The sequence below is a fragment of the Symbioplanes lichenis genome, from assembly GCF_030709675.1.
In the GTDB taxonomy this organism is placed as follows: domain Bacteria; phylum Actinomycetota; class Actinomycetes; order Mycobacteriales; family Micromonosporaceae; genus Actinoplanes; species Actinoplanes lichenis.
Map to the genome: position 1 here is coordinate 1 of NZ_JAUZQD010000008.1, position 21,326 is coordinate 21,326.

Sequence of the window (21,326 nt, forward strand, 5' to 3'; positions counted from 1 at the left end):
CCGGCCTCCCCGCCCCCCCCCCCCCCCCCCCCCACCCCGGGGGGGGCCGGGGCTGCCCCCACCCCCCCCCCCCCCCCGGCCGGTGCTGATCTGGGTCAGATGCGCTCGACGTGGGCGCCCAGCGCCGAGAGCTTGTTCTCGAAGTCCTCGTAGCCCCGGTTGATGAGGTCCACGCCGTAGACGCGCGAGGTGCCCTCGGCGGCGAGGGCCGCGATGAGGTGGCTGAAGCCCGCGCGGAGGTCCGGGATCACCAGGTCGGCCGCGTGGAGCTTGCTCGGGCCGGCGATGACCGCGGAGTGCTTGAAGTTGCGGCGGCCGAAGCGGCAGGGGGTGCCGCCGAGGCAGTCGCGGTAGACCTGGATCGTGGCGCCCATGGAGTTGAGGGCCTCGGTGTAGCCCAGGCGCTGCTCGTACACGGTCTCGTGCATGATCGAGAGGCCGCGGGCCTGGGTGAGGGCGACGACCAGGGGCTGCTGCCAATCGGTCATGAAGCCGGGGTGCACGTCGGTCTCCAGCGCCACGGCCTGCAGCTCGCCGCCCGGGTGCCAGAACTTGATGCCGCCCTCGACGCCGGTGACGCCGGGGCGGGACACGCGGGCGTCGGTGACCTCGTACTGGCCGCCGATGGAGCGGAAGACGTTGAGGAACGTCATCATGTCGGCCTGCTGCGCGCCGAGCACCTCGATCTCGCCGCGGGTGGCGAGGGCAGCGGCGGCCCAGCTGGCGGCCTCGATGCGGTCCGGGATCGGCTTGTGCTGGTAGCCGTAGAGCCGGGGCACGCCCTGGATCTCGATGACCCGGTCGGTGTGGACCTTGATGATCGCGCCCATCTTCTGCAGGACGCAGATGAGGTCGACGATCTCGGGCTCGATGGCGGCGTTGCGCAGCTCGGTGACGCCCTCGGCGCGGACGGCGGTGAGCAGCACCTGCTCGGTCGCGCCGACGCTGGGGTACGGGAGCTCGAGCTTCGTACCGTGCAGGCCGTTGGGCGCCGTCAGGTGCATGCCCTGGGGGGTCTTGTCGACGATCGCGCCGAACTCCCGCAGGGCCTGGATGTGGAAGTCGATCGGCCGCGGGCCGATGTGGCAGCCACCCAGGTCCGGGATGAAGGCGTGGCCGAGCCGGTGCAGCAGGGGCCCGCAGAACAGGATCGGAATCCGCGAGGAGCCGGCGTGGACGTTGATCTCGTCGCTGCTGGCACTCTCCACGTTCGTGGGGTCCATGATCAGCTCGCCGTCGTCGGTGCCCTTCGCCACCTTGACGCCGTGCAGCTCGAGGAGGCCGCTGACGACCTCGACGTCGCGGATGCGCGGGACGTCGAAGAGCGTGCTCGGGGTCTCCCCGAGCAGGGCGGCCACCATGGCCTTGGAAACCAGGTTCTTGGCGCCACGGACCCGGATCTGCCCGTTCAGCGGCGTACCGCCGTGGACGGCCAGGACGTCGTCGGTCAACGCAACCTCCTGAGGCGGGCGCATCAGTGCGCCCGGAGCGAGTAGGGGTGCTGCCGGCGGTGGGGGGTTCACCGGTGGCAGCCGCCCGGGCAGCATAGCCCTGCGTGACCATCACGAAAATCACCACAACACTCAGCGGGGCACGAATTGCTGATGATTAAGCCAAGAAAAAGGTGCGGTGGAGCGCTGGGCTTATCCTTGACTACCCGCTGTGACGGATTTACGGCAGCGCGAGCATCTGGTCGAGGGCCACGCGGGCGTATTTCGCGGTGTCCTCGTCGACCGTGATCTGGTTGGGCACCCGCCCCGCGACCAGCTCCTCGAGCGCCCACACGAGGTGGGGGAGATCGATGCGGTTCATGGTCGAGCAGTAGCAGACCGTTCGGTCGAGAAACATGATCTGTTTGTCCGGGTGGGCGAGCGCCAACCGGCGTACGAGATTGAGCTCGGTGCCCACCGCCCAGGCCGAGCCGGCGGGGGCGGCGTCGAGCGCCTTGATGATGTATTCGGTCGAGCCCACGTAGTCGGCGGCGCGCACGACCTCGTGGCGGCACTCCGGGTGGACCAGCACGTTGACGCCGGGGACCCGCTCGCGCACCTCGCGCACGCTGTCGATCGTGAAGCGCCCGTGCACCGAGCAGTGCCCGCGCCACAGGATCATCTTCGCGTCGCGCAGCTGCTCGGCCGTCAGGCCGCCCTGCGGCTTGTGCGGGTCGTAGAGCACGCAGTCGTCGAGGTCGAAGCCCATCTCGAGGACGGCGGTGTTGCGGCCCAGGTGCTGGTCGGGGAGGAAGAAGACCTTCTGACCCTGCTCGTACGCCCACCGCAGCGCGCGCTCCGCATTCGACGACGTGCACACGACGCCGCCGTTGCGGCCGACGAAGCCCTTGATGTCGGCGGAGCTGTTCATGTAGGTCACGGGGACGACGTCGCCCGCGATGCCGAGATCGGTGAACTGCTCCCACGCGGTCTCGACCTGCCCGAGCACCGCCATGTCGGCCATCGAGCAGCCGGCCGCGAGGTCGGGCAGGATGACCTGCTGGGCGGCGCTGGTCAGGATGTCGGCGCTCTCCGCCATGAAGTGCACGCCGCAGAAGACGATGAACTCGGCGTCGGGCTTGGCGGCGGCCTCGCGGGCCAGCTTGAACGAGTCGCCGGTGACGTCGGCGAACTGGATGACCTCGTCGCGCTGGTAGTGGTGGCCCAGCACGAAGACGCGGTCGCCCAGGGCGGCCTTGGCTGCGGTGGCCCGGGCGACCAGGTCGGGGTCGCTGGGCGCGGGCAGGTCGCCGGGGCAGTCGACGCCGCGCTCGCTGGCGGGGTCGGTGCCCTGGCCGAGGAGCAGCAGCGCGAGAGGGGTGTTCGCGGGTTCGGTCCAGGTCGACGTCACGCCGTCCATGTTTCCACAGCGTGACGTCGATCGAGGTGTGGCGAAGCACTCACCGGCCGGCGCCCGAGCGGCGAACGCCAGGCGGGCGTCGCGCGAACCGCCGCGCCGGGCGAGCGGGCGGACGGCGCCGTGCGATCCGCCGCTCCGCCCGCCGGGCGAGCGGGCAGACGGCGCCGCGCGAGCAGCGGGCGGAAGACGGCTCAGCGCGGCCGGCGGCTCTGGAACCGGGTCGCGAGTTGCTTCAGCTTCGCCTGGTTCTCCGGCTTGGCCAGCTGGCGGCGCCCCTCAGCGACCACCTTCTGGCCCTGCGGGCTGGCAAGGAATTTCTGCAGTCTCTGAACAAGCGTGGGCATGCCTATAAGGTTGCCAGCCCCGCCTGAGCGAAACCTGTACTTTCTGCTCGTGCGCGTACTCATCTGCCCCGACAAGTTCGCCGGAACGCTCAGCGCCGCCGAGGTGGCCACCGCCGTGGCGGAGGGCTGGCACGAGGTCGCGCCCGCCGACGAGTGCGTGCTCCGGCCGCTGTCCGACGGCGGCCCCGGCTTCGTCGACGTTCTGGGCACCGCGCTCGGCGGGCGCCGGCTGCCGGTCGCCACGGTCGACCCGCTCGGGCGTCCCGCGCGCGGCGACGTACTGCTGGCGGGCAGCACGGCCTATGTCGAGAGCGCCCAGGCGTGCGGCCTGCACCTGCTCACCGCGGAGGAGCGGGACCCCAACCGCACGACGTCGTACGGGCTGGGCCTCCTGCTGGCCGCCGCGGTCGAGGCCGGCGCGTCCGAGGTGGTCGTCGGGCTGGGCGGGTCGGCGGTCAACGACGCCGGCGCCGGGATGCTCGCCGCGCTGGGTGCGGGGCCGGTCGACGTCGGCGGCTACGCGCTTCCCTACGGCGGAGCAGCCCTGGGTACGGCCGAAGCGCTCGCCGGATCGCCCCAGCTGCGCCAGGTCAACCTGGTCGCCGCGACGGATGTGGACAACCCGCTGACCGGCCTGTACGGGGCCAGCAACGTCTTCGGGCCCCAGAAGGGCGCCTCGCGCGACGACGTCATGCGACTGGACGCCGCGCTCGAGCACTTCTCGGCCGTGCTCGGGAAGGCTTTCGATGTTGACGGTCTGGCCTCGATGCCCGGGGCGGGCGCGGCCGGAGGCATCGGCGCGGCGCTCCTCGCCCTGGGCGGCCGGGTGACCTCCGGCATCTCCCTGGTCACCAGTCTGATCGGCCTCGACGCGTCGCTCGCGGCGGCCGAGCTGGTCATCACGGGCGAGGGCTCGTTCGATCACCAGTCGCTGCGGGGCAAGGTCACCGCCGGCATCGCCAACCAGGCCCGCGACCACGGCCTGCCCTGCGTCGTCGTCGCCGGCCGCAACGAGACGGGTCACCGCGAGGCGGCCGCCGCGGGCGTCACCGAGACGTACGCCCTGGTGGAGCATTTCGGGTCGACCGAGCGCGCGCTGGCGGAGCCAGCCGTGGGCCTGCGTGAGATCGGCGCCCGCCTGGCCCGCCAGTGGAGCCGCTGAGCCCGTGGTGCCGCTGAGGATCCCGGTGTCGGACATCTCGCCCCCGGCCGTTGGGAATAGGCGGCGGGAGAGTTAGCGTTGGCCTCTACGGCACATCAGCTGACCGGCAGGGAGAACCGCACGTGACCACTGAAGCGCACACCGAGTCGACCGAGGCCACCACGGCCGCGCCGACCGGCGTCATTTTGACCGACGTCGCGGCTGTCAAGGTCAAGGCCCTGATCGAGCAGGAAGGGCGCGACGACCTGCGGCTCCGCATCGCCGTCCAGCCCGGCGGCTGCTCCGGCCTCCGCTACCAGCTCTTCTTCGACGAGCGCTCGCTCGACGGCGACGTCGTCAGCGACTTCAACGGCGTCGAGGTCGTCGTCGACCGCATGAGCTCCCCCTACCTCGCGGGCGCCACGATCGACTTCGCCGACCGCATCGACGCCCAGGGCTTCACGATCGACAACCCCAACGCGCAGAACTCCTGCGCCTGCGGCGACTCCTTCCACTGACGCGAAGGTGGCCGGGGCCCTGTGTCCGCCGGAAGCGCGGACCGGGGCCCCTTCGCCTCACCGGGGGCCGAGCCCCCGAGCCTCCCACGGTGCTCACCGGTCACGCTTGCTGCCGGGCGACCCGCGGCGGGCGTGAACGATCCATTGCTTGACGCGAGGCCGTCTCGCCCTTCGGGACGGGCGGCCTTTGGCATGTCCAGCTGTCATGGTGCGGCGACACGCGCGGCGTACTCGAAGGCGGGTCTTGACGCGGTGGAGGCGGGGCGACGCCGGGGTGTCCGGGGGACGAACCCCCGGTAGGCTCCTGGGGTAATCGCACCCGACCCCCGAGGGCCGCCATGAAGATCGCCGTTACCGGCTCGATCGCCACCGACCACCTGATGCATTTTCCCGGCAAGTTCTCCGAGCAGTTGATCGCCGATCAGCTGCACAAGGTCTCGCTCTCCTTCCTCGTCGACGATCTCGTGGTCCGGCGGGGCGGCGTGGCGCCGAACATCGCGTTCGGCATGGGCCAGATGGGGCTGCGCCCGATCCTGGTGGGAGCGGTCGGCGCCGACTTCGCCGACTACCGGTCGTGGCTCGAGCGGCACGGGGTCGACTGCGGCTCGGTGCACGTCAGCGACGTGCTGCACACCGCGCGGTTCGTCTGCACGACGGACGAGGAGCTCAACCAGATCGCGTCGTTCTACGCCGGGGCAATGGCCGAGGCGCGCAACATCGAGCTCGCCCCCGTCGCGGAGCGGGCGGGCGGCCTCGACCTGGTGCTGATCGGCGCGAACGACCCGGCCGCCATGCAGCGCCACTCGCAGGAGTGCCGCGCCCGGGGCTACGCGTTCGCCGCGGACCCGTCGCAGCAGCTCGCGTGGATGGACGGCAAGGACGTGCTGCCGCTCATCGACGGGGCGCGCTACCTGCTCACCAACGAGTACGAGCGGTCGCTGCTCGAGACCAAGTCCGGTCTCACGAGCGACCAGGTGCTCGAGCACGTGACGATCCGGGTCACCACGCTCGGCGCGGACGGCGTGGAGATCACCGGGCGGGACATCGAGCGGATCCACGTGCCGGTCGCCCGGGACGTCGTGCCCCAGGACCCGACCGGGGTCGGCGACGGCTTCCGGGCCGGCTTCTTCGCGGCGCTCAGCTGGGGCGTCGGGCTCGAGCGGGCGGCGCAGGTGGGCTCGCTGGTCGCCGCGCACGTCCTCGAGACGGACGGCGGCCAGGAATACGACATCAAGGCCGACCTCTTCCTCAAGCGCCTCGCCGACTCGTACGGCGACGAGGCCGCCGCCGAGATCCAGCCCTTCCTGACGAAGGCCTGAGCCCGCGCGAGACCACAGGCCCGGGCCCGAACGTGAGCGAAGGCCCGGGCCCGAACGTGAGCGAAGGCCCGGGCCCGAACGTGAGCGAAGGCCCGGACCGGCACGAAGCCGGGCGCCCGCGCCGGCGGAACGAGCACGAAGCGGGCGCCGAGCCGGCGGAACGAGCACGAAGCCGGGGCCCGAGCGACGCCGAGCGAAACAGTGGAGCGGCGTGGCCGTGAAACGGCGGATGTTCGGTGAACCATGGCAAGGTAAGGCGAGAAGGTCCGCCTCGTAGCGATGAGCCTGAGGGTCACCGGCTCGCGCCGGGCGGACAGCGGACGAGGAGAGCGACTGTGGTGCTGGCCGTCTTCGCCGGGCTGCCGGGTGTGGGCAAGTCCACGCTGGCCCGGCAGGTGGGGGCGGCTCTGCCCGCGGCTGTTCTGGGGGTGGACGCGGTCGACGCCGCCCTGCGCGTCTATGACGTGAGCGAGCCGCGGCCGGGACACGCCGCGTACGGGGTGGTGGCCGCGCTGGCCGAGACGCAGCTCACGCTCGGGCTCAGTGTGATCATCGACGCGGTGAATCCCGTGGCGGCGACCCGGCGGATGTGGACGGAGCTGGCCGAGCGGCTCGACGTGCCGCTGCGCGTGGTCGAGGTGGTCTGCGGCGACGAGGACGTGCTGCGGCGCCGCAGGAGCAGCCGGGGCGAGACGGGCGGCGGGCCCGTTGAGTACGAGCCCTATCTCGGCCCTCGGATCGTCGTCGACACGCATCTGGCCGTGGACCCCGTGCTGCCGGTCGTGGAATACCTGCGGAAGTGAAGAAGATCAGCTGAGGCGACGCACCTCGTAGACGCCCGGCGACGGACTCCCCGCGTACTCCTGCTGCTTGAGCCGGCACCACGCCGGGATGTCGTTGGCCGCGGCCGGGTCGTCGGCCAGCACCCGGATCATGCCGCCCACCTCGACCCCGGGCAGCGCCTTCGCCAAGTCGATGATCGGTAACGGACAGCGCCGCCCCCGGGAGTCGACGACGGTCACAGGCCCGCCTCGGCTCGCAGGCCGGCCACGATGCCGGGCAGCGCCGCCAGGAAACGGTCCACGTCGGCCGACGACACGCCGGGATGCAGCGACACGCGCACGTTCCCGTGGCTCAGCACGCCCATCGCCTCCAGGACGTGGCTGGGCTTCAGCGTCGACGATGTGCACGACGAGCCCGACGAGACGGCGAAGCCGCGCCGGTCGAGGGCGTGGAGCAGCGCTTCCCCGTCCACGTACAGGCACGAGAACGTGACGATATGGGGGAGCCGGTCGTCCGGGTCGCCGATGATCTCCACGTCGGGGACGGTGGCCGCGACGGTGGAGCGGATCCGGCCGATCAGCTTGCTCTGGCGTACACCCTCGGTCCCGGCCTCGGCCTGCACGGCCCGCAGGCTCGCCGCCGCCGCGACCACCGCCGGGAGATCGAGGGGTCCCTGGGCCCGGGGCCTGTGAAGATCGTCACCGGGGTGGGGCGACACCCACCGCGTGCCCTTCCGCACGACCAGGACGCCGATGCCCGCGGGACCGCCCCACTTGCGCGCGCTCGCCGACAACAGGGACCAGCCCGCCGGTACGGGGGCGTGCCCGACCGTCTGCGCGGCGTCCACATACAAGGGCACGTCGCCGCACAACGAGGCCGCGGCCGCGACCGGCTGCACGGTGCCCACCTCGTGGCTGGCGCTGATCAGGCCGGCGAGGGCCACCCCGGGGCGGGTCACGGCGCTCGCCCAGGCGTCCAGGTCGAGGCGGCCGAGGCGGTCCACGCCCACCTCGGCGGCGTCGCCGTGCCGGGCGGCGGCGTGCAGGACGGCGGAGTGCTCGATCGCGGAGTGGACAAACGTCTGACCAGCTCGGACGCGTCCCGCGAGTCCGCCCAGGACGGCGGCGTGGGCGGCGGCGGTGCCGGACGGCCAGAAGGTGACCTCGTCGGGCCGTACTCCCAGGCAGCTCGCGACCGTGGCCGTCGCGGCCTCGCGCAGCTGTTGCGCCCGCCGGCCCGCCGTGTAGAGCTTGTCCGGGTCGGCCCAGCCGTCCTCGAGGGCGGCGAGCAGGGCCTGACGGGCGACCGGATGCAGGGGCGCCGCGCTCGCGGCATCCAAATAAGCGTCGGCTTCCACCCCGGAACGGTATCGTCACGACAACGGGGGTGTGCCCGCAAGATCCGACCCCCGGCAGGCAGAGGGCCCCGGCAGGTCGAGTAGTGTGCGACCGTCGGTGACACCTTGCCGTCGGTGTCCGGATTCGTGGCACCGGGCGGTGCTCTAGGGAGGCAGGAGCAGGTGGTCTCAAGGAGTTCGGTCGCGCGACCTCGCGTCGTTCGGCTCGCCGGGCTCGGTGTCGGTGGTGCTCTGCTGCTCGCCGTGCTGTCCGGCTGTTCGGCCGATGGGATCGGTGACGCCATGGGCGGCTTCGGCTGGCCCAAGCACGGCATCACCGAGCAGGCGCACAGCATGTACGACATGTGGATCGCGTCGGTCATCGCGGCCCTGATCGTGGGCATTTTCGTGTGGGGCCTGATCTTCTGGTGCATCATCCGGTACCGCAAGCGGGGCGACAAGCTCCCGGTGCAGACCCGGTTCAACATGCCCATGGAGGTCCTCTACACGGTCACCCCGGTGCTGATCGTGGCGGTGCTCTTCTACTACACCGCGATCGTGCAGACCGAGGTGGACAAGCTCTCCGCCAAGCCCGACATGACCGTCGAGGTCGTCGCGTTCAAGTGGAACTGGCAGTTCAACTATCGCGACGGCATGGGCGAGGACGCCAACACGGTCGCCTCGACGCTCGGCTCGACCGACGTCATCCCGCTGCTCGTGCTCCCGACCGGCAAGAAGGTCCGGTTCGAGGAGACCAGCAAGGACGTCATCCACTCGTTCTGGGTGCCGGAGATGCTGTTCAAGCGGGACGTCTTCCCGGGCAACGTGCGCAACGCCTTCGAGGTGACGCTCGACAAGGAGGGCCGCTACGTCGGCCGGTGCGCCGAGCTCTGCGGCACCTACCACGCGTTCATGCAGTTCGAGCTGGTCGTGGTCTCGCCGGAGAAGTTCGACACCTTCCTGCAGGCCAAGGAGAGCGGCAAGACCACCGAGGACGCCATGGAGGCCATCGGCTTCACCGGTGACCAGCGCTTCGCCGTGACGACGCAGCCGTACGACAGCCGCCGCCACACGGAGTCCTGGAACCAGTCCGGCCAGACGACGGCGCTCGGGAAGTAGGGGACAGACAAGTGAAGACCGAATACAAGATCTTCGCGGGCGTCGCCGTCTTCCTCTTCGGCGCGGCGATCGTCTACGGCCTCTACACCCACGGCGAGACCGGCCACCTCGAGTGGATCGGCACCGTGGCGCTGGTCCTGTCGGGCCTGCTCTGCTCGATGTGCGGCGGCTTCTTCTGGTTCGTCGCGCGGCGCATCGACGACCGCCCCGAGGACCGTGAGGACGGCGAGATCGCCGAGGGCGCCGGCGAGATCGGCTTCTTCAGCCCCGGCAGCTACTGGCCGTTCGGCCTCGCGCTGGCCGCGGCCACCGCGGGCCTGGGCCTCGTCTTCTGGATGTGGTGGCTGATCGCGCTGGGCATGCTGATGGTGGTCTTCGCCGCCTGCGGTCTGCTCTTCGAGTACTACTCGGGCACCCGGCACCCGGTCGAGCACTGATCCGCTGAGTTTCCTCGCAAGGCCCGCACTTCGGTGCGGGCCTTTTGCGTTGCCCCCGCCCCGTCGCCTCGCTGCCGCCGAGGCGGTCGTTTCACGCGCGGCGTGGGGGTGGGAAAGGGCCGAGCTTCCGGCCGCGCCAGGTGGCCCGGTCGCGGCGGGTGCGGCTTGCCGCTCACACCGCCCGGGTACGCCCCCCAGCGGCGCTCTGACGGCCGGAAACGTCGCCGCCGCCCTTCCCCCGGGGGCAGGGCGGCGGCGACGGCTCAGGCGGCTGTGCGCTGGAGCGGGGCGACCCGATTGCCGTTGGGGCGCAGCCAGACGCGGATCTCCAGGGGCGCCAGGATCTCGGCGGCACCGCAGCGGGTGCAGACGAGCTCGGGGCAGTCGTCGTGGCCGTCGGTGCACGGCGGCACCTCGAACGGCATCTCGGCGTCGCAGAGGACGCAGCGCAGCTCTCGTTCGTCCACGGGTGGCTCCTCTTCGTCGGAAGGTGGAATTACCCGAATGTCATTCAAACGTTGTCACGGAACCACCCGGCAGTGGTGGGATCTCGCCCCGGCGTGTCCGGACAAATTGCGGACTTCCGGCACGAACCGGCCACCCCGGTCACAGGTCCGGCGGTTTACTGCTCGGCGGCCTTGGCTTGCTTGGCGGCTTCCACCCAGGTGCTCAGCAGAGCCGTGGCCGCGCCGGAATCCACCGTACTCGCGGCGCGGTCGATGCCGGCCCGCATGGTCTCCGTCAGCGAGCCCGGGAAGCCGTCGTGGGCCGCGAAGGCCGCCGCCGCGTTGAGCAGGACGGCATCGCGCACCGGGCCCTTCTCGCCCGCGAACATGCGCAGCGCCGCGGCGGCGTTGAACGCGGCGTCGCCGCCGCGCAGGGCGCCCGGGGCGCTGCGCGGGAGACCGAACTCCTCGGCGTCGACCAGCGACTCCGTGACCTCGCCGCCGCGGACCAGCCAGACCCGGGTGGGTGCGGCCGTGGTGAACTCGTCGAGGCCGTCCTCGCCCCGCATGACCAGGGCGGCGTCGCCGCGGCGGGCGAAGACCTCGGCCATCACCGGGGCCATCCGCAGATCGAAGCAGCCGACCGCCGCGTTGCGCGGGCGGGCCGGGTTGGACAGCGGGCCGAGGAAGTTGAAGAACGTGGGGTGACCCAGCTCGCGACGCGGGACCGAGGCGTGGCGCATGCCCGGGTGGTAGCGGGCCGCGAAGCAGAAGCCGACGCCGGCCTCGGCCACGGTCCGGCGTACGCCCTCCGGGCCCAGGTCGAGCGGGATGCCGAAGTACTCGAGCAGGTCCGCGGTGCCGCAGGCCGACGACGCCGCCCGGTTGCCGTGCTTGACCACGGTCACCCCGGCGGCGGCGACGATGATCGCTGCCATCGTGGAGATGTTGACGGTGTGGGCGCGGTCGCCGCCCGTGCCGACCACGTCGACCGCGTCGGCCCGGGTCTCCTCGGGCAGGTCCACCGGCGTGGCGTTGGCGATCATGGCGTCGACCAGGCCGGTCAGCTCGGCCGGGGTCTCGCCCTTGGCCCGCAGCGCCACCGCGAAGCCCGCGATCTGCACCGGGGTGGCGTTGCCCGCCATGATCTCGCCCATCGCCCACGCCGTGTGCTCCCGGGGCAGCTCCTCGCCGCGCAGCAGTGCGCCGAGCAGATCGGGCCAGGTGGGCGTGGCCATGGGGGCCTCCGGGGGAGCGGGTGATCGGGGGTTCAAACCTCGGCGCGGGCCGGGCGGCCCGCGCGGGCCAGGATGGCGGCCGCGAAAACCCGGGCCCGGCGGACCGGACCCGGGCGGGGGTCAGGCGAGCTTGCCGAGACTGCCCAGCGGTACGGCACCGGAGCGCCGGGCGCGGAGCATGCCGGCGACCGTGCGGCCGGTGGTGACCGGGTCGAGCGGGAACGTCAGCGTCTCGTCGACCTGGGCGAAGGCGGCCAGCCAGCGGTCCGCCGCCCGGGCGATGACGACGCAGGTGGGCGGCGGGTCCGCATATTCGTCCTTGGTCTGCCGGGCGATGCCGAGGCCGCCCGCGGGACTGGCCTCGCCGTCCAGCACCATCAGGTCGATCTCGTACTCGTCGAGGAGCCGGCGACAGTCTTCCCACGTCGACGCGTCGACGAACTCCACGGTCAGGTCCGCGGCGGGGCGCACGCCGATCGCCAGACGGATCTTGTCGCGGACGGCGATGTCGTCGCTGTAGAGCAGGACGGTGTAGGTGCTCGGCTCGGTCTTGCTGGCATCACTCATATGATCTGCCCCGGCTTCCGACGCTCGTAGATGCCCGCTGATGGTACCCGCCCGGTCACTCGGGCTCGGTGCGTGGTCCGGTCGTGGCGTGCGCGTTTGTGATCTTGGTCGCCGCGCCGGGGGACGTGGCCTGCGTCTCTTCCGTCACTTCCGCCCCGTCGTCCGTACCCGGGGAAGCGGTTGCGGCCGCCGCTTCCTCGGCCTCCGCGCGGTCGAGGGCGCGGTCGACCCGGCGGGCCTCACGCTCGGACTGCTTGATCCACTGCAGGACCAGGATGCCCAGCATCGTGACGCTCACGATCTCGCCGCCGGCCCACAGGATGCCGCCCGCCGTGACCTGGTCGCTGTGCGGGTCGATCCAGGTCAGGTGCAGGTTGGGGTACCAGTCGCCGCCCAGCAGGTCCTTGCTCTGCATGATCGTCAGCCCGAGGACCGTGTGGAACGGCACGGACAGGACCATGAGCAGGGCGCGAGCCGGGTACGGCCACCGGTTGGGCAGCGGGTCGAGCCCCAGCAGCGGCCAGAAGAACAGGCAGCCCGTCACGATGAAGTGCACGTGGATGAACTCGTGCAGCCAGGCGTGCTCGAGCGTGGCCCGGTAGAGCCCCGTGAAGTAGAGGACGAACGGGTTCGCGATGAAGATGCCGAACGCCACCAGCGGGAACGTGAGCACCCGGGCCACGCGGCTGTGGACGATCGCGAGCAGCACCTTGCGCCCGTCCTTGGGCAGCGTGCGCAGCGCCAGCGTCATCGGGGCGCCCAGGGCCAGGAAGATCGGGCCCACCATGGACAGGACCATGTGCTGCACCATGTGCACGCTGATCAGCGTCGTGTCGTACGCCTCGATGCCGGTCACCGAGACGGCCGCGATCGAGCCCAGCCCGCCGGCCAGGAACGCCACCGTGCGGCCCGTGGGCCACTGGTCGCCGCGCTGCCTCAGGCGGTGCACGCCGTAGAGGTAGAGGGCCGCCGCGATCAGCAGGAAGAGCGCGATGAGGCTGGTCAGGCGGATCTCGGTGAAGATGGCGCCGACGGTGAACGGCGGGGGGACAGTATCGCCCGCCGGCGCCGCGAGCGTGGCCGTTTCGACGTGTTGCACCACTTCAGGCTATGCCCGGACGGGGTGCGCGCGTTCTACCGGGCCACGACACACACCGGATTGGGCCCCCCGCGACACGTTGAGGTGATCGCGGGGCAATAATGAGCCTCGTGACAGCGGCCTCAGCCATCGACAAGAGCCGGATCCACTCGCTGACCCGACCCAACATGGTCAGCGTCGGGACCATCGTGTGGCTCTCCAGCGAGCTCATGTTCTTCGCGGCGTTGTTCGCCATGTACTTCGCCATCCGCGCGGCTGACTACAGCATGTGGGAAGAGCACACCGAAGCTCTCAAGATCCCGTACGCGACGACGTTCACGATCATTCTCGTGCTCTCGTCCGTCACCTGCCAGCTCGGCGTGTTCGCGGCGGAGAAGGGTGACGTGTTCGCGCTGCGGCGCTGGTTCACGATCACTTTCGTCATGGGCCTGATCTTCGTGCTCGGCCAGGCGAACGAGTACCGCAACCTCGTCCACGAGGGCATCAAGCTCAACGGCGACGGGTACGGCTCGATGTTCTACCTGACGACCGGGTTCCACGGTCTGCACGTGACCGGCGGGCTCATCGCCTTCATCGTCTACATGATCCGCACGACCATGGGCCGCTTCACGCCGGCCCAGGCCACGTCGGCGATCGTGGTGTCGTACTACTGGCACTTCGTCGACGTCGTGTGGATCGCGCTGTTCGCCATGATCTATTGGCTGCAGTAGCCCGCCGCCGTCCGTGAGTTTCAAGGTCAACACCCAGAGGGACACAGCCCATGACTTCTGACACCCCCGCCGGACGGCGCTTCCGGGTGTTCACCCGGCGGCGTTCCGCGCCCAGCCGGGCTCGCCGGCGTATCGGTGCAGCGGTCCGCATGCTGGCCGCGCTCGCCCTGGCCGGAGGCGTCTACACCGCCTTCGCGCCCGGCGCCTTCGCCGAGGACGACCGGCAGCTCTCCACCGCGGCCCAGGAGGGCAAGGCCCTCTTCGACAACAGCTGCATCACGTGCCACGGCCGCAACGCCGAGGGCGTCGAGGGCCGCGGCCCGAGCCTCATCGGCGTCGGCTCCGCCTCCGTGGAGTTCCAGGTCGGCACCGGCCGCATGCCGATGACCCGCCAGGAGGCCCAGGCCGAGCAGAAGCGCCCCGTCTTCGACGAGACGCAGACCAAGCAGCTGGGGCAGTACATCCAGGAGATCGGCGGCGGCCCGGAGATCCCGGCCGGCTCGCTGACCAAGGACGTCGAGTCCGACCCCGAGGCGCTGGCCAAGGGCGGTGAGCTCTTCCGGCTCAACTGCGCCCAGTGCCACGGCAACGTCGGGGCCGGCGGCGCGCTCTCCTCCGGCAAGTTCGCCCCGAGCCTGCACGACCCGACGGCGGAGCAGATCTACGGCGCCATGCTGACCGGCCCGCAGAACATGCCCGTCTTCGGCGACAATGAGCTCACGCCGGACGAGAAGCAGGAGATCATCACCTACATCACCACCCAGATCCAGAACGACAAGGACCCGGGCGGTCTGTTCAACCTGGGTGGTTACGGCCCGGCGACCGAGGGTCTGGCGATCTTCGTGGTCGGCATCACGATCCTGGTCTTCGCGGCGCTGTGGATTGCGGGGAAGTCATGACCGTCACGCACGGTGGGTCGCACGGCACCAACACCGGCACCGAGCCGGTCGACGTCAACGACCCCAAGCTGTCGCGCTTCGACATCGTCCGTGAGGGCGCCCGGCGCGACGACATCGAGATCGTCACGTACGAGTCGCAGTTCGAGGGCACGAACTCCAAGGCGGAGAAGCGCATCGTGCGCAACATCGCCCTGCTGTTCGTCATCTCGGGCCTGTTCGCGCTGGCGTTCGTCGTCCTCTTCATCGTGTTGCCGTGGGAGTTCGAGCTCGGCAACCACCTGAGCGACTACTACACGCCGGCCCTGGGCATCACGCTCGGCATCTCGCTCTTCGCCCTCGGCATCGCGATCCTCGCCTGGGCCAAGAAGCTGCTGCCGCACGAGGTCTCGATCCAGGACCGGCACAACCAGCCCTCCAGCGACGACGACCGGCTGATCACCGGCCAGACCATGGTCTACATGGTCGACGAGCTGGGCGTGCAGCGCCGGCCGCTGCTCAAGGGCGCGATCGCGCTGGGTCTCGCCCCGCTCGGGGTGGCCGCGGCCGCCCCGCTCATCGGCGGTCTGATCGAGAACCCGCACAAGGGCGAAGAGCCGATGATGTACCACACCGGCTTCGACCCCGTCAGCAACAACGGGCAGCTCGTGCGGCTCGCCCGCGAGGACGGCTCGCCGGTCCGGCCGGACGACGTCAGCGTCGGCGGTCAGATCACGGTCTTCCCGGGCATCCCGGGCGGCTCGACCAACCACTACGCCGACTCGCCGACCCTGCTGGTGCACCTGCGCGCCACCGACGCCGAGGCCACCCGGGCCGCGGCCGAGGGCGACGAGATCAACAAGGGCGGCATGTGGGGCAACTACGTGGCGTTCTCGAAGATCTGCACCCACGCCGGCTGCCCGGCTAGTCTTTACGAGCAGCAGACCAACCGTCTGCTCTGCCCGTGTCACCAGTCGCAGTTCCTGATCACCGACAACGCTCGTCCTGTCTTCGGACCGGCCAGCCGCCGCCTGCCTCTCCTGCCTCTCGAGGTGGACGAGGAGGGGTTCTTCGTGGCAGCGTCTGACTTCCGGGAAGCTGTTGGACCCGACTTCTGGGAGCGGCCATGAAACGCCGGAAGCTGGACCTGGCCCAGGTCCCCGCGAACATCGGCAAGGGGCTCGACGACCGTTACCAGGCTGCCACCCCGCTGCGCGGTCTGCTGAACAAGGTCTTCCCCGACCACTGGTCGTTCCTGCTCGGTGAGATCGCGCTCTTCTCCTTCGTCGTGCTGTTGCTGAGTGGCGTGTTCCTCACGCTGTTCTTCGACCCGTCGATGAAGGAGGTCGTCTACGACGGTCCCTACACCGCCCTGCGCGGCGTGGAGATGTCGGCGGCCTACGAGTCCTCGCTGCACCTGTCCTTCGAGGTGCGCGGCGGTCTGTTCATGCGGCAGATGCACCACTGGGCGGCGCTGCTGTTCATGGCCTCGATCGTCATCCACATGGCGCGCATCTTCTTCACCGGTGCGTTCCGCAAGCCCCGCGAGGCCAACTGGACGATCGGCGTCATCCTCTTCCTGCTCGGCTTCTTCGCCGGCTTCACCGGTTACTCGCTCCCGGACGACGGCCTGTCCGGCACGGGTCTCCGCATCGCCTCGGCGATCATGCTCTCCATCCCGGTCATCGGCACGTGGCTGTCCGCCGCGGTCTTCGGCGGGGAGTACCCGGGCGAGCTGATCATCGGCCGCTTCTACATCGCCCACGTGCTGCTGATCCCGGGCGGCCTGCTCGCCCTGATCGCCGCCCACCTGGGCATCGTGTTCAAGCAGAAGCACACCCAGTGGCCGGGCCCGATGCGGACCAACGACAACGTCGTGGGCGAGCGCATGTTCCCGCGTTACGCGCTCAAGCAGGGCGGCTTCTTCATGGCCGTCTTCGGCACGATCGCGCTCATGGCGGGTCTGTTCCAGATCAACCCGATCTGGCTCTTCGGCCCCTACCTGGCCTCCGCGGTGTCCTCGGCGAGCCAGCCCGACTGGTACGTCATGTTCATGGACGGCCTGGTCCGGCTCATGCCCGCCTGGCAGATCGACATCCCGATCGGCGACGGCTATGTGATCCCGCCGCTGTTCTGGCCCGCGGTGGTCGGCCTCGGCGCGCTGTTCACGCTCCCGATGCTCTACCCGAGCATGGAGGCGCGGCGGCTCAAGGACCACAAGTCGCACCACATCCTCCAGCGGCCCCGGGACGCGCCCGAGCGCACCGGTGTCGGCGCGATGGCCTTCTCGTTCTTCTTCATCGCGACGATCTCCGGCGCCAACGACGTCATCGCCGACAAGTTCCACATCAGCCTCAACGCGATGACCTGGGCCGGCCGCATCGGCCTGGTGCTGATCCCGCCGCTGGCCTACTACCTCGCCGTCCGCATCTGCCTCGGTCTGCAGCAGCACGACCGCGAGGTGCTGGCGCACGGTGTGGAGACCGGCATCATCCGGCGGCTGCCGAACGGCAAGTTCGAGGAGGTCCACCAGCCGCTCGGCCCGGTGGACGACCACGGCCACCCGATCCCGCTGGAGTACGCCGGCTGGGTCGTCCCGAAGAAGATGAACCGCCTCGGCGCCCTCGGGCCCGCGGTCAAGGGCTTCTTCTTCCCGGTCGAGAAGCCGGTCGAGGCGCCGGTGTCCCCGGCCGTCCCGCCGGTGACCGGCTCCAGCCGCGAGGAGATCACCTCCGGCCGCTGAGGTCACGAGCACGACAAAAGGGGCCCCCTGGTCAGGGGGCCCCTTTTCGCATGTCCGGGGACGGGCCGCCGGTCTCGGGTCGGTTCGCTGCTGCGGGTCAGTCGGCGTCGGGGAGGCCGATCGCGAAGGCGTCCTCGAGGTCGTGGCGGGAGTAGGCGCGGAAGGCGATGTAGGTCTCGGTGTTGACGACGCCGGGGGTCTTGGAGATGCGGCCCGCGATGACCTCGGCGATGTCGTCGAACTTCGGGACGCGCACGATGGCGATCAGGTCCGCGCCGCCGGCCACGGAATAGACCTCGCTGACCCCGGGCGTCGCCGCGAGGGCCTCGGCCACCTCGGGAATCTGGTCGGTGGCGCAGTCGATGTGCACGATGGCGGTGTTCACGCGGGCTCCTCTGATCGGCGTCGCTTCATGCTAGGGCCTTCCCGCGCCGGTGACTGCGGGTCAGGCTCGGACGGTCATGTCGGCGCCGGCGCGGATGACGCCGGTGAGGGTCTCGCCGGGGGCGACGGTCGCGCCGGGCCAGACGACGCTGCGGGTGACGGTGCCGGCGACGGTGGCGCCGGGGCCGATGACCGACTCGGTGACGTCTCCGGTGATGGTGGCGCCGGGGCCGATGACGGACGCCGTGACGGTGGCGACTGCCGTGGGGTCGGCTGTGCCGGCGGCGTGAAGGTTGGCGGCCAGGTAGTCGGCGGGGGTTCCGGTGTCGATGTAGGTCCCGGCGTACCGGATCAGGGAAAGGTCTCCCGCCGCCTCCGCGGGGCGCCAGACGGTCCGGACCAGGTCGGAGAAGGCGGGGGTGAGGTCGCGCACGTAGCGCCAGGGAAGCAGCGAGAAGCCCGCGAAGCACTCTCCGCCGAACTCGCCCGCCCGGCCGGGCCGGGGCGCCGTGGTGAGCATGCGGACCGAGTTGCCGTCCCAGCCGTCGAGCAGTGCGGCGATGTCCTTGCCCGGGGCGCGGGCGGGATCGGCCAGGTAGGCGTCCGCGTTGCCGACCAGGACGCCGCGGCCGTCGATCCAGTCGCGGAGCAGGCCGAGGCCGCCCGAGGTGCCCAGCGGGCCGTCCGGCTCGACCGAGACGTGGGCGCGGGCGCCGGCGTGGGCGACGACCTGCTCGCCCAGGTAGGCGGCGTTGACGGCGGCGTCGAGCCCGAGCGCCTCGACGCGTTGCAGAGCGCGGTCGAGGAGGGCGATGTTGCCGACCGGGCACAGGGCCTTCGGCAGCAGTGTCGTCAGGGGACGCAGCCGCCGCCCCTCGCCGGCCGCGAGGACGACCGCGCAGATGCCGGCCATCACGAAACCGCGCGGGCCGGGCGGACGGTGTGGAGGCCGATCATCACAAAGCTGCGGGCCGGGCGGACGGTGTGGAGGCCGATCATCACGGAGCCGCGGGCCGGGCGGGCGGTGTGGAGGGCGGTCATGAGGCGTGCGGGCCCATGCCGTAGACGCCGAGGACCTTGGCCGTGTTGGGGGTGAGCCTGGGCAGGTCGTCCAGCGCGAACCAGCCGGCCTCGATCACCTCGCCGCCGTCCACGATCAGCTCCGTCGTCGAGGCCGGGACCGAGCCGGTGAACATCATGTCGACCCAACCCTTGGCGTGCACGATGGCGTTGGGCGTGGCGGGCTCGAGGTCGTCGGGGTCGATCCGGACGCCGGACTCCTCGCGCAGCTCGCGGGCGGCGCCGACGTGCGGCGGCTCGGCCTTCTTGAGCAGGCCGGCGGGCAGGCCCCAGGCGCGGCCGGGCGGCTGACGCAGCAGCAGAAGGCGGCCCGGCTCGGGCGCCTCGGCGTCGCGGATCAGGCAGACGGCCCCGACCGTGTATTTCGGGACCACCATGCGGACGATTCCGCGGCGCACCGGGTGCGGCAGGTTGTAGAACGCTCGATAGGCCGCACCGCGCACCCGCCGGGGAATCTTCACGTCGCACAGGCTATCGGTGATCGCCAACCCGCCTAGTCGGGGTGGTCGACCAGGGCGATGAGCTGCTCGACCACCTGGTCGGGCTCGAGATTGCGCTCGGTCACGGCCACCAGCATGGTCTCCAGGTCGGGATAGCCGAGCTCCTCGGCCAGCCGCCGCAGCGGCACCTCGCTGGCCAGGCCGCGGTCGTGCTTGCGCAGCGTCAGCCCGATGGTGGCGCGGCCCAGGCGCACCTTGTCCTGGATGCTGATGCCGGGCGCGTTCTCCTCCGAGAAGTGGCGCTTGATCTGCATCTGGGCCTGGGTCGACTTGACGAACTCGAGCCACTCCTTGCGGGGGCCCTTCTGCGCGCCGGGCGCCGCGGGGACCTGGCTCTCATTCTCCGAGAAGATCTCCACGACGTCACCGTCGCGGAGCTCCGAGCTCAGCGGGGCGAGACGCCCGTTGATGGTCGCGGCGAGCGTCTGGTCACCCTGGTCGGGATTGAGCTCGTACGCGAGGTCGACCGGCGTGGATCCGGACGGCAGCTCGACCATCCGGCCCTTGGCGAAGACGGTGATCTGCGCCTCGGACAGGTCGCAGCGCAGGGAGGCGAGGAACTGGCTCGCGTCCGTCGCCTCCTCCTGCCAGTCGAGCACCCGCTTGAGCCAGGTGAGCTGGTCCTGACCCGGCGACGCCATCTCGGACTTGGGGAAGCGGTAGCCGGTCGCCACGCCGTATTCGGCGCACCGGTGCATCGAGACCGTGCGGATGAGGACCTCGACCAGGCGCCCCTCCGGGCCCGTCACCGTGGTGTGCAGCGAGCGGTAGAGGTTGTTCTTCGGGGTGGCGATGAAGTCCTTGAACCGGCCGGCCACCGGGCGCCACTGCCCGTGGATGGCACCGAGCGCGGCGTAACAGTCGGTCTCGGGGCCGTCCACCACCACGGCGATGCGGGGCAGGTCGAAGGGGACGGCGTGCCCGCCCGCGACCGTGTCCTTCCAGATCGAGTAGTAGTGGCGGGGGCGGGGCGTGACCTCGGCGTCGACGCGGGACCGGCGCAGGGCCGTGCGGGCCTTGGCGGTGACGTCAGCGAGATATTCGTCCCAGCCCGGGCGGTTCTTCACGTGCTCGTCGATGCGCGCGAAGGAGTCGGGCTCGAGGTGGTAGAGCACCACGTCGTCGAGGTCGCGCTTGAGGGCCTGGATGCCGAGCCGGTCGCAGAGCGGCACCAGCACGTCGAGGGTGGCCGTGGCAATGCGGGCGCGGGAGGCGGGGGAGCGGGCGCCGAGCGTGCGCATGTTGTGCAGCCGGTCGGCGAGCTTGATCACCAGGACCCGGACGTCCTTGCCGGCCGCGACGATCATCTTGCGGATGGTCTCGCCCTCGGCGGCCTTGCCGTAGAACTCCTTGTCGAACTTGGTCACGCCGTCGACGAGATGGCTCACCTCGGGCCCGAAGTCGCCGTGCAGCGTCTCCAGCGTGTAGCTCGTGTCCTCGACGGTGTCGTGCAGCAGGGCCGCGACCAGCGTCGTCGTGTCCATCCCGAGCTCGGCGCAGATCTGGGCGACCGCGAGCGGATGGGTGATGTAGGGATCGCCGCTCTTGCGGAACTGCCCGCGGTGCATGTTTTCCGCGACCGCGTAGCTGCGGCGCAGGACCGCGGCGTCGGCGGTCGGATGGACTGCGCGATGGGTCCGGGTCAGAGTGGTGACCGGGTCGTCGTCGTTGCCCTGGAAGCTGAGGAAGGACCGGAGCCGCCGCGCGAGCGGCGTTGCGGGCAAGGCACGTCCCAGCGCGGCGCCGTGGCCGGCGTCGACGTCCACTCGGACACCTCCTCACCGCTTCGCCCGCGCTCCGGGCGCGGGATCGCCACTTCGCTCCGAAAGCCCCTACC

23 protein-coding genes are annotated in these 21,326 nt (G+C 70.8%); 10 read left to right on the forward strand and 13 right to left on the reverse strand.

What is annotated here, in order from left to right; all coding sequences use genetic code 11:
- Positions 1-95: 95 nt before the first annotated feature.
- The 3 genes from murA to RAN62_RS19930 form a co-directional block, all read right to left on the reverse strand.
- Complete coding sequence (murA, locus tag RAN62_RS19920) at positions 96-1,451, reverse strand: UDP-N-acetylglucosamine 1-carboxyvinyltransferase (RefSeq protein WP_369077180.1); 1,356 nt, start codon at positions 1,449-1,451, stop codon at positions 96-98.
- A 220-nt stretch (positions 1,452-1,671) separates the two neighbouring features.
- Positions 1,672-2,841: a quinolinate synthase NadA gene (nadA, locus tag RAN62_RS19925; RefSeq protein WP_305786200.1), complete on the reverse strand. Its 1,170-nt coding sequence runs from the start codon at positions 2,839-2,841 to the stop codon at positions 1,672-1,674.
- 200 nt (positions 2,842-3,041) lie between these two features.
- A complete protein-coding gene (locus tag RAN62_RS19930; RefSeq protein WP_305786201.1) occupies positions 3,042-3,194 on the reverse strand; it encodes a hypothetical protein in 153 nt (50 codons plus the stop codon).
- Between RAN62_RS19930 and RAN62_RS19935 the strand changes: the two genes are divergently transcribed.
- The 4 genes from RAN62_RS19935 to RAN62_RS19950 all read left to right on the forward strand — a co-directional run bounded on the left by RAN62_RS19935 (position 3,193) and on the right by RAN62_RS19950 (position 6,975).
- Positions 3,193-4,356, forward strand: a complete 1,164-nt coding sequence (locus RAN62_RS19935) for a glycerate kinase family protein (RefSeq protein ID WP_305786202.1) — start codon at positions 3,193-3,195, stop codon at positions 4,354-4,356. The two genes, RAN62_RS19930 and RAN62_RS19935, sit on opposite strands and share 2 nt — an antisense overlap.
- A 122-nt stretch (positions 4,357-4,478) precedes the next feature.
- On the forward strand, positions 4,479-4,853 hold the full coding sequence (erpA, locus tag RAN62_RS19940) for an iron-sulfur cluster insertion protein ErpA (protein WP_305786203.1): 375 nt from the start codon (positions 4,479-4,481) through the stop codon (positions 4,851-4,853).
- 338 nt (positions 4,854-5,191) lie between these two features.
- Complete coding sequence (locus RAN62_RS19945) at positions 5,192-6,172, forward strand: carbohydrate kinase family protein (RefSeq protein WP_305786204.1); 981 nt, start codon at positions 5,192-5,194, stop codon at positions 6,170-6,172.
- A 335-nt stretch (positions 6,173-6,507) separates the two neighbouring features.
- A complete protein-coding gene (locus RAN62_RS19950; RefSeq protein ID WP_305786205.1) occupies positions 6,508-6,975 on the forward strand; it encodes a P-loop nucleotide/nucleoside kinase family protein in 468 nt (155 codons plus the stop codon).
- 6 nt (positions 6,976-6,981) lie between these two features.
- Here RAN62_RS19950 and RAN62_RS19955 read toward each other — a convergent pair whose 3' ends face one another.
- Together RAN62_RS19955 and RAN62_RS19960 are read right to left on the reverse strand one after the other, a co-directional pair.
- A complete protein-coding gene (locus RAN62_RS19955) occupies positions 6,982-7,194 on the reverse strand; it encodes a sulfurtransferase TusA family protein (protein ID WP_305786206.1) in 213 nt (70 codons plus the stop codon).
- Positions 7,191-8,312 (reverse strand): cysteine desulfurase family protein, encoded by a 1,122-nt coding sequence (locus tag RAN62_RS19960; protein ID WP_305786207.1) that lies wholly within the window; start codon positions 8,310-8,312, stop codon positions 7,191-7,193. The genes RAN62_RS19955 and RAN62_RS19960 overlap by 4 nt, the downstream gene beginning before the upstream one ends.
- A 162-nt stretch (positions 8,313-8,474) precedes the next feature.
- Here RAN62_RS19960 and ctaC point away from each other — a divergent pair, with 162 nt between their 5' ends.
- Positions 8,475-9,410: an aa3-type cytochrome oxidase subunit II gene (gene ctaC, locus RAN62_RS19965; RefSeq protein WP_305786208.1), complete on the forward strand. Its 936-nt coding sequence runs from the start codon at positions 8,475-8,477 to the stop codon at positions 9,408-9,410.
- Positions 9,411-9,421: 11 nt separating this feature from the next.
- The gene (locus RAN62_RS19970; RefSeq protein WP_305786209.1) at positions 9,422-9,847 is read left to right on the forward strand and encodes a cytochrome c oxidase subunit 4; all 426 of its coding nucleotides are present in this window, start codon (positions 9,422-9,424) and stop codon (positions 9,845-9,847) included.
- Positions 9,848-10,110: 263 nt separating this feature from the next.
- Here the strand turns inward: RAN62_RS19970 and RAN62_RS19975 are convergent, their stop codons facing one another.
- The 4 genes from RAN62_RS19975 to RAN62_RS19990 all read right to left on the reverse strand — a co-directional run bounded on the left by RAN62_RS19975 (position 10,111) and on the right by RAN62_RS19990 (position 13,197).
- On the reverse strand, positions 10,111-10,314 hold the full coding sequence (locus RAN62_RS19975) for a hypothetical protein (RefSeq protein WP_305786210.1): 204 nt from the start codon (positions 10,312-10,314) through the stop codon (positions 10,111-10,113).
- 155 nt (positions 10,315-10,469) lie between these two features.
- Positions 10,470-11,531, reverse strand: a complete 1,062-nt coding sequence (gene trpD / locus RAN62_RS19980; RefSeq protein ID WP_305786211.1) for an anthranilate phosphoribosyltransferase — start codon at positions 11,529-11,531, stop codon at positions 10,470-10,472.
- A gap of 120 nt (positions 11,532-11,651) precedes the next feature.
- Positions 11,652-12,098 carry a hypothetical protein gene (locus RAN62_RS19985; protein WP_305786212.1) on the reverse strand — a complete coding sequence of 149 codons (447 nt, stop codon included), beginning with the start codon at positions 12,096-12,098 and terminating at the stop codon, positions 11,652-11,654.
- 55 nt (positions 12,099-12,153) lie between these two features.
- A complete protein-coding gene (locus tag RAN62_RS19990) occupies positions 12,154-13,197 on the reverse strand; it encodes a cytochrome c oxidase assembly protein (protein WP_305786213.1) in 1,044 nt (347 codons plus the stop codon).
- 110 nt (positions 13,198-13,307) lie between these two features.
- On the opposite strand from RAN62_RS19990, the gene ctaE reads away from it, so the two are divergent.
- The 4 genes from ctaE to qcrB are packed head-to-tail and all read left to right on the forward strand — an operon-like array spanning position 13,308 to position 17,525.
- On the forward strand, positions 13,308-13,907 hold the full coding sequence (ctaE, locus tag RAN62_RS19995; protein WP_305786214.1) for an aa3-type cytochrome oxidase subunit III: 600 nt from the start codon (positions 13,308-13,310) through the stop codon (positions 13,905-13,907).
- A gap of 50 nt (positions 13,908-13,957) precedes the next feature.
- On the forward strand, positions 13,958-14,806 hold the full coding sequence (gene qcrC / locus RAN62_RS20000) for a cytochrome bc1 complex diheme cytochrome c subunit (RefSeq protein WP_305786215.1): 849 nt from the start codon (positions 13,958-13,960) through the stop codon (positions 14,804-14,806).
- Positions 14,803-15,912 (forward strand): cytochrome bc1 complex Rieske iron-sulfur subunit, encoded by a 1,110-nt coding sequence (qcrA, locus tag RAN62_RS20005; RefSeq protein ID WP_305786216.1) that lies wholly within the window; start codon positions 14,803-14,805, stop codon positions 15,910-15,912. Before qcrC ends, qcrA begins: the two co-directional genes overlap by 4 nt.
- Entirely contained in the window at positions 15,909-17,525 is a 1,617-nt protein-coding gene (gene qcrB / locus RAN62_RS20010; protein WP_305786217.1) for a cytochrome bc1 complex cytochrome b subunit, read from the forward strand. Before qcrA ends, qcrB begins: the two co-directional genes overlap by 4 nt.
- Positions 17,526-17,622: 97 nt before the next feature.
- Here the strand turns inward: qcrB and RAN62_RS20015 are convergent, their stop codons facing one another.
- The 4 genes from RAN62_RS20015 to RAN62_RS20030 form a co-directional block, all read right to left on the reverse strand.
- Positions 17,623-17,910, reverse strand: a complete 288-nt coding sequence (locus RAN62_RS20015) for an Lrp/AsnC family transcriptional regulator (protein WP_305786218.1) — start codon at positions 17,908-17,910, stop codon at positions 17,623-17,625.
- Positions 17,911-17,970: 60 nt separating this feature from the next.
- Positions 17,971-18,822 carry an NTP transferase domain-containing protein gene (locus tag RAN62_RS20020; RefSeq protein WP_305786219.1) on the reverse strand — a complete coding sequence of 284 codons (852 nt, stop codon included), beginning with the start codon at positions 18,820-18,822 and terminating at the stop codon, positions 17,971-17,973.
- 124 nt (positions 18,823-18,946) lie between these two features.
- Positions 18,947-19,450: an NUDIX domain-containing protein gene (locus tag RAN62_RS20025; RefSeq protein WP_305786220.1), complete on the reverse strand. Its 504-nt coding sequence runs from the start codon at positions 19,448-19,450 to the stop codon at positions 18,947-18,949.
- Positions 19,451-19,482: 32 nt separating this feature from the next.
- Positions 19,483-21,255, reverse strand: coding sequence for a RelA/SpoT family protein (locus RAN62_RS20030; protein ID WP_305786221.1), 1,773 nt, complete (start codon positions 21,253-21,255; stop codon positions 19,483-19,485).
- Positions 21,256-21,326 lie beyond the last annotated feature (71 nt).

Coding starts and splice junctions, on each gene's coding strand:
- trpD (WP_305786211.1), bottom strand. CDS start 11,531: ATGGCCACGCCCACCTGGCCCGATCTGCTCGGCGCACTGCTGCGCGGC.
- qcrC (WP_305786215.1), top strand. CDS start 13,958: ATGACTTCTGACACCCCCGCCGGACGGCGCTTCCGGGTGTTCACCCGG.
- qcrB (WP_305786217.1), top strand. CDS start 15,909: ATGAAACGCCGGAAGCTGGACCTGGCCCAGGTCCCCGCGAACATCGGC.
- RAN62_RS19935 (WP_305786202.1), top strand. CDS start 3,193: ATGCCTATAAGGTTGCCAGCCCCGCCTGAGCGAAACCTGTACTTTCTG.
- RAN62_RS19945 (WP_305786204.1), top strand. CDS start 5,192: ATGAAGATCGCCGTTACCGGCTCGATCGCCACCGACCACCTGATGCAT.
- qcrA (WP_305786216.1), top strand. CDS start 14,803: ATGACCGTCACGCACGGTGGGTCGCACGGCACCAACACCGGCACCGAG.
- RAN62_RS20020 (WP_305786219.1), bottom strand. CDS start 18,822: ATGGCCGGCATCTGCGCGGTCGTCCTCGCGGCCGGCGAGGGGCGGCGG.
- RAN62_RS19985 (WP_305786212.1), bottom strand. CDS start 12,098: ATGAGTGATGCCAGCAAGACCGAGCCGAGCACCTACACCGTCCTGCTC.
- RAN62_RS19930 (WP_305786201.1), bottom strand. CDS start 3,194: ATGCCCACGCTTGTTCAGAGACTGCAGAAATTCCTTGCCAGCCCGCAG.